This window comes from Fictibacillus marinisediminis, from assembly GCF_023149135.1.
Lineage (GTDB): Bacteria > Bacillota > Bacilli > Bacillales > Fictibacillaceae > Fictibacillus_C > Fictibacillus_C marinisediminis.
This window is the reverse complement of sequence record NZ_JAIWJX010000002.1, coordinates 4,253,878-4,269,509: the sequence shown is the minus strand read 5'-3', so window position 1 is coordinate 4,269,509 and position 15,632 is coordinate 4,253,878. Positions and strand designations below refer to the sequence as shown.

Here is a 15,632-nt window from a genome sequence, read left to right as displayed (position 1 = left end):
TATAGGAGAAAGTGGAAAAGAAAGCAATGTACATTGGTGCTCGTTCGACAAATTATTTACCGGGAAATAAAGACATTGAGTAGACATAAAAAAGCACCCTCCCCTCTTAAAGAAGAGAGGAAAGTGCTAATAGCTTTTATAAATTAGATGGCTTGAAAAGCTTTTTCAAGTGCAGATTCTGCAGGAACATACTCAAGCCCGAGATCTTTAGCAACTGCTTCGTAAGTGATATGTCCGCCGGCTGCGTTAAGGCCCAATTTCAATGCTGGGTTGGACAATACGGCTTCTGTTACACCTTTGTTTGCAATTTGAAGAGCGAAAGGAACGGTTGCGTTCGTCAATGCAATAGTTGATGTACGAGGAACCGCACCAGGCATGTTAGCAACTGCATAGTGAACAACGCCGTGTTTTTCGTAAGTTGGGTTGTCATGTGTTGTAATGTGGTCAACCGTTTCGAAAATACCGCCTTGGTCGATCGCTACGTCTACGATAACAGATCCGGGAGTCATGGATTTAACCATTTCTTCTGTAACCAGCTTTGGCGCTTTAGCACCAGGAATAAGAACAGCACCGATTACAAGGTCAGATTCTGCTACTGCGTCCGCGATGTTCATTGGGCTGGACATCAGCGTTTGTACGCTTTTTCCGAAGATGTCTTCCAATTGGCGAAGACGGTCTGGGCTTAAGTCGATGATAGTTACGTCAGCACCAAGTCCTGCTGCTACTTTTGCAGCGTTTGTTCCAACAACACCGCCGCCGATTACGGTTACTTTTCCGCGCTTAACTCCTGGTACACCACCTAGAAGGATCCCTTTTCCGCCTTTTGGTTTTTCAAGGAATTGAGCACCGATTTGTGAAGACATGCGTCCTGCTACTTCACTCATTGGAGTCAACAATGGAAGCGTACGGTTTTGCTCAACAGTTTCATAAGCGATCGCTGTTACACCTTTCTCTGTAAGAGCTGCCGCCAATTCTGGCTCAGCTGCAAGGTGAAGGTATGTGAAAAGAATCAATCCAGGACGGAAGTAATTATATTCAGAAGCAAGAGGTTCTTTAACCTTCATGATCATGTCTGCTTTAGCCCAAACGTCCGCAGCGCTGTCGATCATGTTTGCGCCAGCTGCAGCGTAGTCTTCGTTAGGGAATCCGCTTCCTTCTCCCGCGTTTGTTTCTACTAATACTTCATGTCCAGCTTTTATTAAAGTAACTACACCCGCCGGCGTTAAAGCTACACGGTTCTCGTTGTTTTTAATCTCTGTAGGTACACCAATAATCATTGTAAAAACCTCCTGGCGCCATAAATGATGGCGTTTTCATTATTACTGTGCCTACAGTATAATCCTTTCCTCTTTAAATTTCTTTGTGAGGAAAAGAGAAAAAAAAGAAGAGCGTTTGTGAAATTTCACAAATGCTCTTCAATAAAAAAGCTGCTGAATCTTTAAATCCAGATAAAGCATCGTTTTCTGGTTCGTATTCCTAAAGTCGATCTGCCCGATTTCGGCAATTCGTTTCAGCCGATAGGTCAGTGTGTTGAGATGAATATGGAGCAGACTGGCTGTAAGGTGTGTATTGGAACCGGCAGACAGGTACGTATCCAACGTGTTGTACAGATCGGTCTTATGGAGCCGGTCGTACTCCAGCAATTTATCAAGTGCTGGATTTCTGTAGCGGCTCGCGGACTGCTTCTGGTGAATGACGTCAAGGAACTGATAAACACCTAGATTTTCATAGCCAAAAAGATCGGATGCCCCTTCTTTAAAGCGGTTTTTTATATTAAGGACCTGCAGTGCTTCCATGTAGCTTTTTTCTGTAAGATGGTACGAGCTGTAGACCCCTCCAAAACCAGCTGTAATGCCCTCCACTCCAAAACGCTCCTTCATTTGCTGAGCAAAAGAAAGAATAAACTCTTGTAGGATTTCACTAAGCGGTTCTTTAAGTGCAGAGGTGACGAGCATAATCATTTGATTTTCATCTACAGCTGTCAGTTGGGCTTTAACGCTCTGATTGACAGAAGTGATGTAGCTTACATTTTTCTCGAACCCCGCATCAATCTCTTCAGGGAACTGAAAGATCAGCACGGAGACAGAAGAACTGGGCAAGATTCCAAGGTCCCGCAGGCTATCCTGAATGGCTTCCTCATTACTGCTGTGGCCGGTCAGCAGCTTCCAGAAAAATTCCTGAAGGCTTTCCTGCTTTCTTCTCGAACCGGTATAGAGCTGAAGCAGCTGGTTCTTGGCCGCCTGTGCGGCCTTCTTTAAAAGCTCCAAATCCTCATCAGACAGATGTCGGTCCACTTCAAGAACCCAGATGTAGCCGAGGATCTCTTCATTTTTTCGAATGGAAACGGCGACACGGTCACCCAGGCCGACTTTGGAGATGGAGGATACACGAAGAGGTTCATCACTGGCCTGAAGTCCTGGGATAACCCCATCTTTCCAAAGGCTGTTAATGACTTTCTCAGGCACACGGCGGCCGATAATGGTCGCAATGCGTGCAGGATCCGTGCTGTTTTCATGAGTGCTGTAGGCCAGAAGCCGATGATTGGCGTCTTCGATTGTTACAGGGCAATGAAGGACTTCGCTGATCGTATCTGCAAGGTTTTCAAGGCCACCGAACGTGCCTTTAAACGGATTATTTGAATAAGAATTAGAATTCATACGATACGCTCCTGTTAGTTGACTGTTATCTCTATAATAAAACACATTTTGGCCAAAACCCTAGTCTTTTCATTCAAAAAAGGAAAAGAAGCAGCTGTGTAGAATACAGCAGGTGAAAGAGAGGAGAAGATCACATGAAATTCAGTGAGTTTACGTATAAACGTCCCAATATGGAACAGCTTCAAGAAGAGTTTAAACAAAAATTGGAAAGCTTTGAGCACGCGGCTTCTTTCAATGAGCAAGACGAAGTAATGGCAGAGCTTGTATCCATCCGAAACCATTTCGAAACGATGCAAAATATTGTACATATCAGGTATACATCAAATACAGAAGACCCTTTTTATAAAGTAGAGCACGATTTTATGGATGAAAACACTCCTGTCTATCAAGGGATGGTAAGCGAGTTCTTCCAAGCGATCGTCCATTCCAAGTATAGAAAAGAACTGGAGAGCAAGTGGGGCAAGCATCTGTTTAACCTTGCGGATGCAGAGCTAAAAACGTATTCACCGGAAGTCGTCGAAGACCTTAAATTGGAAAACAAACTGAAAAGCCGGTATGTAAAGCTGCTGTCTTCCGCAAAAATTGATTTCCTAGGTGGAAAAAGAACACTGGCACAGCTCATTCCGTTTACCCAATCACCGGAGCGCACCATCCGAAAACAAGCCGTGGAAGCGCAGTTCGGCTTCTTTAATGACCATAAGGAAGAACTGGACAGACAATATGATGAGCTGGTGAAGCTCCGTACTTCGATCGCTAAAAAACTCGGCTTCTCAAGCTTTGTTGAGCTCGCTTACAACCGTCTGAACCGAACGGATTATGACAAGAACATGGTAAAAAAATTCCGTGACCAGGTCAAAGAGCATATCGTTCCGTTCTGTACGTCCTTAAGGGAGAAACAAAAGGCTAGAATAGGGGTGGACAGTCTTAAATTCTATGATGAATCTTTCAGTTTTCCGCAGGGGAATCCAAAACCAAAAGGTGATGCGGATTGGATTGTTGAGCAGGGAGCCAAAATTTTCAAAGAGCTGTCACCGGAAACGGATGAGTTTTACACCTTTATGGTTGAAAATGAGCTGCTTGACCTGATAGCGAAGGAAGGCAAGGCGCCTGGGGGCTACTGTACGTATATCAGTGAGTACCAGTCACCATTCATTTTCACAAACTTTAACGGCTCACAGGGTGATATCCGGGTCCTGCTTCATGAAGCAGGACATGCCTTCCAGGTGTATACGAGCAGAGGCTACGAAGTGCCTGAATACCAATTTCCAACCTTGGAAGCTTGCGAGATTCACTCCATGAGCATGGAGCTGATTACGTATCCTTGGATGGAGCAGTTCTTCGGGGAAGATACAGAGCGCTATCTTTATGACCATTTGGCCGCAGCAGTTAAATTTATCCCTTACGGTGTGGCTGTCGATGAGTTTCAGCATTTTGTGTACGAGAATCCTGATGCGTCACCGAATGAGAGAAAACAAGAGTGGCGCCGCCTGGAGAAGAAATATTTGCCGCACCGTGATTTTGACGGCATTGAGTTCTTAGAAGAAGGCGGCTTCTGGCAGATGCAGACCCACATCTACCGCACGCCGTTCTATTATATTGACTACACACTCGCTCAAGTTTGCGCGCTTCAGTTCTGGAAACGTTCACGGGAGAATCATAAGGCAGCATGGCAGGATTACCTTGAACTGTGCGGCCGTGGAGGTAGTCTTCCATTTACTGAGCTGGTGAACATCGCCGGTCTTGTTTCGCCGTTTGAAGAGGGCTGCGTTAAATCCGTGATGGATGAAGTGAGAAAATGGGAAGCGCAGATCGATGACACAAAGTTTTTGCAAAAAGCATAAATCATAAGACTTCCAGCCTCCTGGTCAATTCAGGGGGTTTTTAACTGCGCTTAAATTTGTAGTTTTTTTGACAGATGGCTTTAATTGGTGATTTCCAGGGGGAGTTAGCTTCAGGTTTGTTGTCTACAATGGTAGAATAGGAAACGAAAAAAGAAGATTATGAAGGAGACTAATCCATGAGCGATCAATCAAACACTACCGTCAAGCAGAAAAATTATACGCCTGTTGTCATTGGGCTTTCGATAGCGATCAATGTTCTTGTTGTCATTTTGTTTTTCTTACCGGCTTACAATGGCAAGGTGTCGTTTGATGTTCATCTTCTCCCCCGCCTGAACGCGATTTTTAACAGCTTTACCTTTGTGTTCCTTTTGGCGGCGCTATTTTTTATCCTTAGAAAAAACATCAAGCTGCATAAGCGTTTTATCTTTGCAGCATTTACGACGACTGCTCTGTTCTTGCTTTCTTATGTTACGTATCACTATCTTGCCGAATCTACTAAATATGGCGGAGACGGCCCGTTAAAGTACATCTATTTCTTTATTTTGATCACGCATATTATTTTGGCTGCGCTTATTGTTCCTCTCGCGCTGTTCACACTTGCCCGCGGATTGAACATGCAGGTGGAAAAGCATAAAAAGATTGCCCGCTGGACAATGCCGATATGGCTGTATGTCAGTTTGACGGGTGTTATTGTTTACTTAATGATTTCACCGTATTATTAAAAAGCAGGAACTCTCCTGCTTTTTTCTATACTTAAAAAGAACCGAATAGCTTTGCCGGAAACGGGTAGTAATAAGGAAAGGCTATAAAAGGAGGAGAAGTACTTGAGCATCGAACAAAAAATGGAGAAAGCTGTCCAGTTCATTAAAGAGAAGACATCGTATGAGGAAGAAAAGATCCGTCTCGTACTGAAAGAGGAAGGTCATTACTTTGAGTTACAGACGGCAGACGTTGATATGGACGAGCTCATCGACCATCTGGCTAGAAAAACAAGCCTGACAGAACTCGAGGTCGATACCATCCTGGAAAAAGAACTTCAGTATTATGAGGAAACCGAAGAATAAGCAAAAGCTGCAGCCCGTCCAGTACATCTGGCGGGCTGCTTTTTGCTATTAAACAGGGTTTGATGGATGATGAGGCAATTATAGAGGGATATCGGACGAGACAGAGAAAAATAAATCTGTCAAAACTTGTCGATTGGTGTCGAGTATAAACAGTTTGAACATAAAAAGGCTCATTTTGAACATAAATCGAAATTTTTGAAAATAAATTCTTACATTTTGAACATAAATCGTAAATTTTGAAAATAAAACATGATGGCTAGTCATTTTATTACCATATTATTACAAATGTTCGTTAAAATAAAGAAAGATTGTAGAAAAACAGTATATTTTCATTAACAAACTAGTCCTTTGTTCATCCAAAGCTATTAATCATCAATTTTTCTTCCAAAAAGAGAGTAAAAATAACGAGAAATGGCTGACTTCCGATGTTTAATTAGCTCGCTGCTGACGCTAGATGAGCACAAAACATAAAAAAGGACAGCCTGGCTGTCCTTGTCCTGCTTCTAATAAGCGATACCCACACGGCTTTTGATAAATTCGTTGGAGGATAGCTGTTTATAGGTAAAAACAGCGGTGTCTCCTGTGCTGATTTGTGTTCCATCCATAGGGAGGTAATCCTTTTCCACCCGGTAGTTTCCTATCTCTGGCCCGTCAGGCAAATAGGTCGGACAAACGATCGTCCACTGAAGGGGTGATTGCTTCATGGCAAGGTAAGCGCGGTGATGTTCTTCAGCCGCCCTTGTCAGCCTCCGTCTCGATTCGCTCGATTGATAGCGAAGTAATCCGGGCTCTGTACGGCTTTCCAAAATACCTGCTGTTCCGACCGTGACCAGCCGCTTAATTCCCCGGTCCATCATCGCCTGGATCACAAGTGGAATGGAGTCCGTCAGCACGGTACCCCCATCAGTTCCCAGCGCACTGATGACAGCCTCGCAGCCTTCCATCGCTTTTTCAAGGTCCGCGTTTACGGTGGCATCTCCCGTATGAATCGTTAGGTTCTCATGGTGCGCCGCGAGTTTTTCTGGATGTCTTGCGATTACGTGCACTTTATGGCCATCGTTTATCGCCTTTTCCAAGACACAGCTGCCCACTCTTCCGGTAGATCCTAACAATAATAGCTTCATGGTTCATCCCGCCTTCGTTTTCATATCTAAATCTACCTTACCTGATAGAGGACCTCCACAGCAAAAATAAAATCATTAGTATGTTACTTTTGATTTCTCTATAATGAGAAACAAAGATAAAGAAGGAGGAAACAGCATGAGTGAAAAGAAGTCAATTGGATTTGTAGGAACCGGTGTAATGGGAAAAAGCATGGCTGCTCATCTATTAAAAGCAGGGCATCCCGTACATATTTATACGAGAACACGAGAGAAGGCAGAAGAGCTGCTGACCCAAGGGGCTGAATGGAAGAGCACGGTTGCTGAGGTGGCACAGGCTTCACAAGTGGTGGTCACGATGGTCGGCTATCCATCGGATGTGGAAGAGGTCTATTTTGGAGATAACGGTATCCTGGAAAATGCAGCAAAAGGTTCGTATGTGATTGATATGACGACCTCGAGCCCTCGGCTGGCTGAAAAAATCTCCAGTACAGCAAAAGAGCTTGGACTTCATGCACTTGATGCACCTGTATCTGGCGGAGACGTGGGAGCGCGTGAAGCAAGGCTATCCATTATGGCCGGTGGAGAGAAGGAAGACTTCGAAGCGGTTCTTCCCATTCTGCAGCTGATGGGACAAAACATTGTCTATCAAGGAAAAGCCGGGGCCGGACAGCATACTAAGATGTGCAACCAGATCGCGATCGCTTCAGGTATGATCGGTGTGTGCGAAGCGATTATTTACGCAGAAAAAGCCCGACTGGATCCGTCTACTGTATTGAAAAGCATTGAATCAGGTGCAGCGGGCAGCTGGTCGCTTTCAAATTTGGCGCCGCGCATCATCAAAGGAAACTTTGAACCAGGCTTCTACGTGAAGCATTTTATAAAAGATATGAAGATTGCACTCGAATCAGCTGAGGAAATGGGCCTTTTGACTCCAGGGTTGAAGCTGGCTAAAGATTTATACGAGGAACTTGCTGAGATGGGCGAGGAAAACAGCGGCACTCACGCGCTTTACAAACGATTGAAGCAATAATTTTCAAGGAAAAATGTCATGATTGCTTAGACGCCTGGGGGCTGCCCCGGGCATTTTTTTATGCTGAGGTTGGCGGTTTACAGGAAAAAATATGATATGATACGGAAAGCTACATCAAAAAGGATGTGTTATCATGCAGCGTTTAGTGTACGAAAACTCATGGGATAAAGCGGTCGCCGATCAGGATCGGGAAACGATAGAAAAAGTCTTTCAAGAAACGTGTATACCTGGAGAACAGGAGACTTCTTTTTCCATGATCCGAACGGCTTTGAATTATAAAGGGGAGCTGCTTGTTACCGGTGTTCTTCATAATTATAAACAAGATAGATTTACTGTTGAAAAAAAACAACTTACCTATAAAGAGGAGGGAAGGACCATCGCAGAATCAGTCTTTACCATCCCGCAAATCGTGCTGGAAGCTGAAACCAGCATGCCCTGGACCTTCATTTTTCCGGTGGAAAGCATAAAAAACGAACCGGTTCTGGCTGGCGGCCAGCTGGATTTTATAAACTAGGCTTTGTTTAAAGAAGCTCACAGAATAATAGAAAACAAGCATAGAAAAACCCGGTAATGCGAGTGTTCCATGATAAAAAAAACATTTCGCTAAAAAAGAAGATTTCAGGTTGAATTGAGGGGTTTTTGAGTAAAAGGCTTTAATGGGGTGCCACGTAGTGAGCTTTCTAATTTACTGCCGTTACATCAGCCCTTTTTGGCTCCCGGATGGAGCTTATTTTCTCTGTAGATGTACTCAGAGTGAGTTTATTATCGAAAACGCCGATATATTATCGAAAATCTTTTTTTATCGAACCGTTGATATCCGACACCAATCGACCGGATTCGACGCATTCATTTCAGGAATTATCCACGAAACCACCCCAACCCCAAACAAAAAAGCCTGCCCCGGGTCATCGGGACAGGCGCCTGCTTTTAATAGCAATCACTCAGCTTTTATCGGTAATTGATAAATTGTACTTCGATCGGCAAGTCAGCCTGGCGGATGGCAGCGATAATCTGCTGAAGATCATCACGGTTTTTGCCGGACACGCGAACTTGATCATCCTGCACCTGGCTTTTCACTTTCACGCCTGAATTTTTAATGATGGTGTTGATCTTTTTTGCGTTTTCTTTGTCGATGCCCTGGACGAGCTTGGCACGCTGGCGAACTGTACCGCCTGAAGCCTGCTCAATTTTAGAATAATCCAGGTTTTTGATCGGGACATCCCGTTTAATCAATTTGCTGATCAAGACGTCCTTCAGCTGCTCCATTTTGTATTCATCATCAGAGATCAGCGTAAGCTCCTCATTGCCTTTATCCAATGAAATGTCACTTTTGCTGCCTTTAAAGTCATAGCGGTTTTTAATTTCCTTCATGGCGATATTGATCGCGTTATCCACTTCTGACAAATCTACCTTAGAAACGATGTCAAATGAGCTTTCTTTACTCATTTTTTCAGCCTCCTTTATGTATCTATCACTCTATTATACTAACATTATATCGCTGTTTTCAGTTTTGACAAAACTCTGTAAAATTATAACGGGCCAACTGCAGCAATGCCTGTGCTACAATGAGCTTAACGTAAAACAGCAGCCACAACTTATGGGGGAATATCGCTTGCTTCATTACAAAACGTATGAAAAGGGCAGCGGCTATGAATGGGTAATCTTCATTCATGGTGCCGGTGGAAGCTCTTCTATCTGGTATAAACAAATCCGGGAATTCAAGCAGGAATTCAACGTTCTTCTAGTCGACCTAAGAGGGCACGGACGCTCCAAGTCTGACCGCTTTCTTCTTCGCAACTATTCGTTTGAGGATATCAGCAAGGATGTACTTGAAGTGATGGATCATCTGGATATTCCGTGCGCTCATTTTGTGGGAATATCGCTCGGAACGATCCTGATCCAGACAATCGCCGAGATGGCCCCTTGCCGTGTCCGCTCGATGACGCTCGGCGGGGCAGTGATGAGACTTAATTTTCGCTCCCGCCTTCTGATCACATTGGGGAATGCTGTCAAAGCCTTTATCCCCTTCATGTGGCTGTATCGGCTCTTTGCATGGGTGATCATGCCGAACAGGCGGCATGAAACGTCAAGATCGCTATTCATCCGGGAAGCGAAAAAATTGTGCCAAAAGGAATTCAAGCGGTGGTTTCAGCTGACACAGAGGGTGAACCCCTTCCTGCGGACGATGAGGGAGAGGGAGCTGCCCATTCCTACCCTTTATATCATGGGGGAGGAAGACTATATGTTTCTGCCAGCCATTCGGGCATTCATCGGACAGAAAAAGTACTCAAGCCTTGTGGCCATAAAGGATTGCGGCCACGTTTGCAACGTCGATCAGCCTGATATTTTTAATCAAACAGCAATAACGTTTATAAAAAAGCATCTGACCACCCGTTCTTCGGTGTCATAAGAAAGGAGCCTTTACACTGGGCTCCTTTTTGCAAACTCATCTGGAAGTACTGAAAAATCAGGTTCGAAAATTTTTATGTTCAATCGGTTTATACTCGACATTAAATGACACGATCCGACGCATTCCAATCTCCGCCGCAAGGAATGCAAAAAAAGGGGACAGGCTTCACGACGAGTGAGCCCTGTCCCTTTTCCTATATTTTAACTTTACAACCAAGTGTCTAGGTTGTTATCGCCTTTTACAAGTACAAGGACTTTACCTTCATCGAGTTTTCTTTCGTACTGCTCTGCTTCAATGGAGCTTAACCCGACTTCTTCAAGTTTATTGCGGAGTTCATCACCGCGTTTTTGGAAGAGATTTTTAATGGCAGTTCCTAGTCCTTCTTCTGCCGTCCCAATGGTGTTGGCATCTGCTGCATCTGCGATGTCACGCGTGTCGTCTCTTTCGTGTGCAAGCACGTAGATGTCATCGTGGTTGATTCCCCGTATTTCAAGTTCGTTGACCGCAGAAATTACTTCTTGTTCCGTAGAAAATTCTCGTACTAATGGTTTAACAGCCATGATCAAATTCCTCCCTCTCGAATTAAATACACTTGCTCGAATTAAATACACTTGTTATGTACACGCTTTTTGTGTTTTGTAAACATGGAAAAATGAACCTTGGCGTTTTATACCGATTACTTTTGGGGAAAATAAAGCGTAATGAAACAAGAAAGGAAGATACCCAAATGATCTGGACAATTATCGGTATATTAATCGTACTATGGCTATTGGGACTTATTTTTAAGATTGCTGGCGGAATCATTCATATTCTTCTGATTGCGGCCATCGTGATTATTGTCTTTAAATTAATAAAGGGAAGGCGATCAGCCTGACAGAAGGGATGCTTCCACACTGAAGCATCCTTTTTTATGAAGAAATTCCGGATCTATTCAAAAACCGGTTCCATTTGACACCCTTCAAAAGAATCAATTTTGCTTGAAAGCCATTGATATCCCGGCAAAGGAATCCTATCCACCGAATAGCTTGTAAGGATGTAAAATCGTTTGGAGGGATAGGTTTGAAAATGGCAGCGAAAACGATAGGCTCGCTTGTATTGTTGTATTTGGCCATTATGGCGATGCCCATGGATGAAAACAGAGCTCACGCAGAACAGCAAACCGAACACAAAAAAGTGTATTTAACCTTTGATGACGGTCCGTCAAAAACGACGGGACAGCTTATGAAGGATTTAAATGACTATGGCGCTTCGGCGACTTTTTTTATGCTCGCGCCGCATATGGAGCAATATCCAATCGAAACGATGCGCCTGGCGTACAGCCAAAACTCAGTGGGCTGCCACGGGGTGACACATGATAAAGATGCGTTTTATCATAGTGAATCAACGGTTACGGGTGAAATGAAAACGTGCCGCCAGACGCTGGAAAACCTGACTGGGATCCATTCGAACCTCGTTCGTGTTCCTTATGGAAGTGTGCCGTATATGAAACCTGAGTATGTTGAGGCGCTTAAACGTGACGGGTTTATCATGTGGGATTGGAACGTAGACAGTGTTGACTGGGGAAGCAAGGATGACAGCTGGGTCAATAAAACGTTGCAGCAAGTGGAACAAGTGGAAAAGAACCATCATGATCCTGTTATCCTGATGCATGATAAAGAGCTAACAGCCAAAGAACTGCCAGAGTTGCTTGGTGCCCTAAAGAAAAAAGGGTATGAGTTTTCGCCTATAAGTGAAAAACAAGAACCAGTCAATTTTCAATAAATTCATTAAACAGAAAGCCGCCGGAAACTGTTCCGGCGGCTTTTTTTGTATTCAAATGGGTCTATATAACTATTTTTACATGATTTTAAAATATTTACCTTTATTTTACGAATAAAGTCTTTAATTTTTATTTTCAAAATATATAATTAGATTGGCAATAAAATAACTGAATGATTTTAGGGGGATACGTATGGGGAAAAAGTCCTTTACTTCAATGGGACGTTCTTTTCTGGCATCAACAATGGCATTAGCCGTACTTGCTTCACCAATCACTATGGATTCAGTAAAAGCAGCAGCTAAACCGCAGAAGCAGAGCAAAACCGAATCCGTTCAGCTTAGGATCCTGGGCACTACCGATATCCACACTCATATCGCAAATTACGATTATTATAAAGACGCGGAAACAGATGAGTTTGGTTTGGCAAAAACGGCAACCCTCATTAAAAAAGCGAGAAGCGAATCTAAGAACACCCTTCTTTTTGATAACGGGGACTTGATTCAAGGTAACCCGCTCGGTGATTACAAAGCGAAAGTGGACAAGCTTGAAAACGGAGAAATGCATCCGGTCTTCAAAGCGATGAAACTATTAAAATACGATGCCGCAACTGTAGGAAACCATGAATTCAACTATGGCCTGGATTACCTTCAGGAGGTCTTGGATGATGCTCCTTTCCCGTACGTGAATTCCAACGTCTTTAAAGATGATCATGATAGAAATCCTTACAACGACAAGAATTATTTTAAACCTTATAAAATTATTAAAAAGAAAGTCATTGATACAAAAGGACATAAACAAGTCATCAAAGTCGGTGTAATCGGCGCCGTTACTCCTCAAATTACAATGTGGGATAAATCCAACCTTGATGGAAAAGTCATCACAAAGGATATCGTCGATACGGTAAAGTCCTATATTCCTAGAATGAAAAAGGACGGAGCTGACATCATTGTTGCTCTGGCGCACTCCGGAATTGGTGATGCAGACCGCAAACAGATGGAAGAGGATGCCGCCTACGACCTGACTAAAGTCAAAGGCATCGATGCGATTATTTCCGGACACAATCACAAAACATTCCCAGGCGATTTCGCAAACCTTCCGGGTGTTGATGAAAAGAACGGAACGATTAACGGGAAACCGGTCATCATGCCAGGAAACTGGGGCAACCAGCTTGGCGTAATGGACCTTGGCCTTGTAAAAGTCAAAGGAAAATGGTCTATCGCCAAGGCAAAGACTCAATTAAGAGCGGTTTATGACAAAGTAAACAAGAAAAGTCTCGCCAAAACTGACGAAAGCATCATTAAAGCGATCAAAAAAGACCATCAAGGCACCATTGCCTATGTCCGCCAGCCGGTAGGACAAACAAGTGCTGACATCAACAGCTACTTCGCACTTGTCCAGGATGATCCATCCATTCAAATCGTTACTAACGCACAAAAATGGTACGTTGAAAAGCAATTAAAAGGCACGAAGGATGAAGGTCTGCCAGTATTATCTGCAGGGGCTCCATTTAAAGCAGGCGGAAGAAACGGTGCGAACTACTACACCAATATTCCGAAAGGCACCATCGCGATTAAGAACGTCTCTGACCTTTATCTGTATCCAAACACTGTAGCGACTGTTAAAGTGAAAGGCTCTGATGTGAAGGAATGGCTCGAGATGTCAGCTGGGCAGTTCAACAAGATTGATCCGTCCCAAAAAGAAGAGCAGGCGCTTGTGAACAATGATTTCCCGACGTATAACTTTGATGTGATCGATGGCGTTACCTATGATGTCGATGTGACACAGCCGGCGAAATATGATAAAGACGGAAATGTGATCAATGCTGATTCCAGCCGTATTAAAAATCTTCAATACAACGGCAAGCCAATCGACAATAACCAGGAATTTATCGTTGCGACGAATAATTACCGTGCAAACGGACTGTTCCCGGGTGTAAAAAATAAAACGGCAGTCAACCTGTATCCGGATGAAAACCGTCAAGTCATCATCGACTATATTCGTGAACGCGGCACGATTGATCCTTCTGCAGATCAAAACTGGAAGTTTGCTTCTGTAGCAGGTGAACCGAATGTAACCTTTGAATCTACACCTGACGCTCAAAAGGCAATACCGGCAGATGGAGCCATTAAATATGTTGGCTCTGCAGCAGAAGGCTTTGCGAAATATTCGTATAAACTTAAAAAGCTTGAGAACATTAATGTGCAGCTTTTAGGCATCAATGATTTTCACGGCCAGCTTGATACGTACAACTCGAAGATCAACGCAGGCGGTGCTGAATATCTTGCAGCCTACTTAAAACAGCATGAAGCAACGAACCCGAATACGCTTTTGCTTCATGCGGGTGATGCAGTAGGAGCAAGTTCTCCGGTATCAGCTTTGCTTCAGGACGAGCCTACGATCCGCTTTTTGAACAAACTGGGCTTTGATGCTGCAACGATTGGAAACCATGAGTTTGATGAGGGCGTAAAAGAAATGCTGCGTCTGATCCACGGTGGGAGCCATCCGAAAACAGAAGCAAAGTATGGCAAGTTTGAAGGGGCGAGCTTCCCTTATGTGGCAGCCAATGTGATTGACAAGAGCACAAACAAACCGCTTCTTGATCCTTATGTGATCAAAGAAGTAGGCGGAGCAAAAATTGGCATCATCGGTGTTGTTCTCTCTGACACGCCTAGCATCGTTATCCCGAGCGGCGTAGAAGGTGTTGAATTTACCGATGAGACAGAAGCCATCAACAAATATGCAAAAGAACTCGAAGCAAAAGGAATTAAGTCCATCGTCGTACTTGCCCACAATCCGGCGAACTCTACAGCTGATGGACAGAATGCAACAGGCGAACTCGTGGATATGGCGAACAAAGTTGACGATGAAGTTGATGTTATGTTCGGCGGGCACAACCATGCGCTTACGAATGCAGTAGTCGACAATAAGCTTCTCGTACAATCCTATTCTTCCGGGACCGCGTTCTCTGATGTAGATCTTGTCATCGATCCTAAAACACAGGATATCGTTAAAAAGACCGCGGAAGTCGTAACTGTTGACCGCAGCAAAATTGCTCCAGATCCTGAAATTAAAGCATTTGTTGACAAATATGTAGCGGACGTTGCTCCCATTTTAAATGAAAAGATCGGTACAACACCTAACTATATTACTAAGGACATCAATGCAGACGGAGAATCCCCAATGGGGAATCTGATCGCTGATTCCATGAAAGCCCAGACCGGCACAGATTTTGCCTTCATGAATCCGGGCGGCGTGCGTGCAGATATTGATGCAGGAGAAATTACGTGGAAGGAAGCTTTTACAGTACAGCCTTTCGGTAATGATCTTGTGAAAATGGATCTTACAGGTGCCCAAGTAAAAAGCCTTTTGAACGAGCAATGGGCAGATCCAACACGTGCGAAGATCCTGCAGATTTCAGGGCTTAAGTTCACCTATGATGATTCACAGCCGGCTGGTGACCGCATCGTGAGCATTACGCTTCCTGATGGAACCGCTGTTGACTCTGCAAAAACCTATTCTGTAACCGTTAATAACTTTATGGCAGGCGGCGGAGACGGATATACGACGTTAAAGAACGGCAAAAACCCTTCTATCGACATAGTCGACCTTGAAGCACTTGTAAAATACATTAAAGCAAAAGGTACAGTTGATCCTAAAACAGAAGGCAGAATTACGAAACTGAACAAGTAAAAAGTTGAATTCAGACCAGCTTAAGGCTTCCGTACATATTGCGGGACTTAAGCTGGTCTTTTGTTTCGGGGAGTTCCT

The 15,632-nt window shown here is 43.9% G+C and carries 14 protein-coding genes; 9 read left to right on the top strand and 5 right to left on the bottom strand.

Annotated elements, in window-relative coordinates; all coding sequences use genetic code 11:
- Positions 1-143: 143 nt before the first annotated feature.
- Entirely contained in the window at positions 144-1,277 is a 1,134-nt protein-coding gene (gene ald, locus LCY76_RS22190) for an alanine dehydrogenase (protein ID WP_248254482.1), read from the bottom strand.
- A gap of 138 nt (positions 1,278-1,415) precedes the next feature.
- Complete coding sequence (locus LCY76_RS22185) at positions 1,416-2,657, bottom strand: PucR family transcriptional regulator (RefSeq protein WP_248254481.1); 1,242 nt, start codon at positions 2,655-2,657, stop codon at positions 1,416-1,418.
- A 134-nt stretch (positions 2,658-2,791) separates the two neighbouring features.
- Between LCY76_RS22185 and LCY76_RS22180 the strand changes: the two genes are divergently transcribed.
- From LCY76_RS22180 to LCY76_RS22170, 3 genes are all read left to right on the top strand, one after another.
- Positions 2,792-4,498 carry a M3 family oligoendopeptidase gene (locus tag LCY76_RS22180; protein WP_248254480.1) on the top strand — a complete coding sequence of 569 codons (1,707 nt, stop codon included), beginning with the start codon at positions 2,792-2,794 and terminating at the stop codon, positions 4,496-4,498.
- Between the two features lie 176 nt (positions 4,499-4,674).
- Positions 4,675-5,220 carry a DUF420 domain-containing protein gene (locus tag LCY76_RS22175; RefSeq protein ID WP_248254479.1) on the top strand — a complete coding sequence of 182 codons (546 nt, stop codon included), beginning with the start codon at positions 4,675-4,677 and terminating at the stop codon, positions 5,218-5,220.
- Positions 5,221-5,322: 102 nt separating this feature from the next.
- Positions 5,323-5,562, top strand: coding sequence for a hypothetical protein (locus tag LCY76_RS22170; protein WP_248254478.1), 240 nt, complete (start codon positions 5,323-5,325; stop codon positions 5,560-5,562).
- A gap of 503 nt (positions 5,563-6,065) precedes the next feature.
- On the opposite strand, the gene LCY76_RS22165 is transcribed toward LCY76_RS22170, so the two are convergent.
- Positions 6,066-6,686 (bottom strand): NAD(P)-dependent oxidoreductase, encoded by a 621-nt coding sequence (locus LCY76_RS22165; protein WP_248254477.1) that lies wholly within the window; start codon positions 6,684-6,686, stop codon positions 6,066-6,068.
- Positions 6,687-6,822: 136 nt separating this feature from the next.
- On the opposite strand from LCY76_RS22165, the gene LCY76_RS22160 reads away from it, so the two are divergent.
- Together LCY76_RS22160 and LCY76_RS22155 are read left to right on the top strand one after the other, a co-directional pair.
- Complete coding sequence (locus LCY76_RS22160) at positions 6,823-7,695, top strand: NAD(P)-dependent oxidoreductase (RefSeq protein ID WP_248254476.1); 873 nt, start codon at positions 6,823-6,825, stop codon at positions 7,693-7,695.
- Positions 7,696-7,828: 133 nt separating this feature from the next.
- Positions 7,829-8,209 carry an SLAP domain-containing protein gene (locus LCY76_RS22155; protein ID WP_248254475.1) on the top strand — a complete coding sequence of 127 codons (381 nt, stop codon included), beginning with the start codon at positions 7,829-7,831 and terminating at the stop codon, positions 8,207-8,209.
- Positions 8,210-8,643: 434 nt separating this feature from the next.
- Here LCY76_RS22155 and LCY76_RS22150 read toward each other — a convergent pair whose 3' ends face one another.
- Positions 8,644-9,141 (bottom strand): YajQ family cyclic di-GMP-binding protein, encoded by a 498-nt coding sequence (locus LCY76_RS22150; RefSeq protein WP_053356398.1) that lies wholly within the window; start codon positions 9,139-9,141, stop codon positions 8,644-8,646.
- Between the two features lie 166 nt (positions 9,142-9,307).
- On the opposite strand from LCY76_RS22150, the gene LCY76_RS22145 reads away from it, so the two are divergent.
- A complete protein-coding gene (locus LCY76_RS22145; RefSeq protein ID WP_248254474.1) occupies positions 9,308-10,105 on the top strand; it encodes an alpha/beta fold hydrolase in 798 nt (265 codons plus the stop codon).
- A 206-nt stretch (positions 10,106-10,311) separates the two neighbouring features.
- On the opposite strand, the gene LCY76_RS22140 is transcribed toward LCY76_RS22145, so the two are convergent.
- Positions 10,312-10,665 (bottom strand): YflT domain-containing protein, encoded by a 354-nt coding sequence (locus LCY76_RS22140; protein ID WP_248254473.1) that lies wholly within the window; start codon positions 10,663-10,665, stop codon positions 10,312-10,314.
- 167 nt (positions 10,666-10,832) lie between these two features.
- Here LCY76_RS22140 and LCY76_RS22135 point away from each other — a divergent pair, with 167 nt between their 5' ends.
- The 3 genes from LCY76_RS22135 to LCY76_RS22125 all read left to right on the top strand — a co-directional run bounded on the left by LCY76_RS22135 (position 10,833) and on the right by LCY76_RS22125 (position 15,554).
- Complete coding sequence (locus tag LCY76_RS22135; protein ID WP_248254472.1) at positions 10,833-10,979, top strand: lmo0937 family membrane protein; 147 nt, start codon at positions 10,833-10,835, stop codon at positions 10,977-10,979.
- A gap of 191 nt (positions 10,980-11,170) precedes the next feature.
- Complete coding sequence (locus tag LCY76_RS22130) at positions 11,171-11,866, top strand: polysaccharide deacetylase family protein (RefSeq protein WP_248254752.1); 696 nt, start codon at positions 11,171-11,173, stop codon at positions 11,864-11,866.
- Positions 11,867-12,056: 190 nt separating this feature from the next.
- On the top strand, positions 12,057-15,554 hold the full coding sequence (locus LCY76_RS22125; protein WP_248254471.1) for a bifunctional 2',3'-cyclic-nucleotide 2'-phosphodiesterase/3'-nucleotidase: 3,498 nt from the start codon (positions 12,057-12,059) through the stop codon (positions 15,552-15,554).
- Positions 15,555-15,632: the final 78 nt, after the last annotated feature.

Excerpts from the sequence above, each read along its gene's own strand:
- ald (WP_248254482.1), bottom strand. The coding sequence starts at position 1,277 with ATGATTATTGGTGTACCTACAGAGATTAAAAACAACGAGAACCGTGTA.
- LCY76_RS22185 (WP_248254481.1), bottom strand. The coding sequence starts at position 2,657 with ATGAATTCTAATTCTTATTCAAATAATCCGTTTAAAGGCACGTTCGGT.
- LCY76_RS22180 (WP_248254480.1), top strand. The coding sequence starts at position 2,792 with ATGAAATTCAGTGAGTTTACGTATAAACGTCCCAATATGGAACAGCTT.
- LCY76_RS22175 (WP_248254479.1), top strand. The coding sequence starts at position 4,675 with ATGAGCGATCAATCAAACACTACCGTCAAGCAGAAAAATTATACGCCT.
- LCY76_RS22165 (WP_248254477.1), bottom strand. The coding sequence starts at position 6,686 with ATGAAGCTATTATTGTTAGGATCTACCGGAAGAGTGGGCAGCTGTGTC.
- LCY76_RS22160 (WP_248254476.1), top strand. The coding sequence starts at position 6,823 with ATGAGTGAAAAGAAGTCAATTGGATTTGTAGGAACCGGTGTAATGGGA.
- LCY76_RS22155 (WP_248254475.1), top strand. The coding sequence starts at position 7,829 with ATGCAGCGTTTAGTGTACGAAAACTCATGGGATAAAGCGGTCGCCGAT.
- LCY76_RS22150 (WP_053356398.1), bottom strand. The coding sequence starts at position 9,141 with ATGAGTAAAGAAAGCTCATTTGACATCGTTTCTAAGGTAGATTTGTCA.
- LCY76_RS22140 (WP_248254473.1), bottom strand. The coding sequence starts at position 10,665 with ATGGCTGTTAAACCATTAGTACGAGAATTTTCTACGGAACAAGAAGTA.
- LCY76_RS22135 (WP_248254472.1), top strand. The coding sequence starts at position 10,833 with ATGATCTGGACAATTATCGGTATATTAATCGTACTATGGCTATTGGGA.
- LCY76_RS22130 (WP_248254752.1), top strand. The coding sequence starts at position 11,171 with ATGGCAGCGAAAACGATAGGCTCGCTTGTATTGTTGTATTTGGCCATT.
- LCY76_RS22125 (WP_248254471.1), top strand. The coding sequence starts at position 12,057 with ATGGGGAAAAAGTCCTTTACTTCAATGGGACGTTCTTTTCTGGCATCA.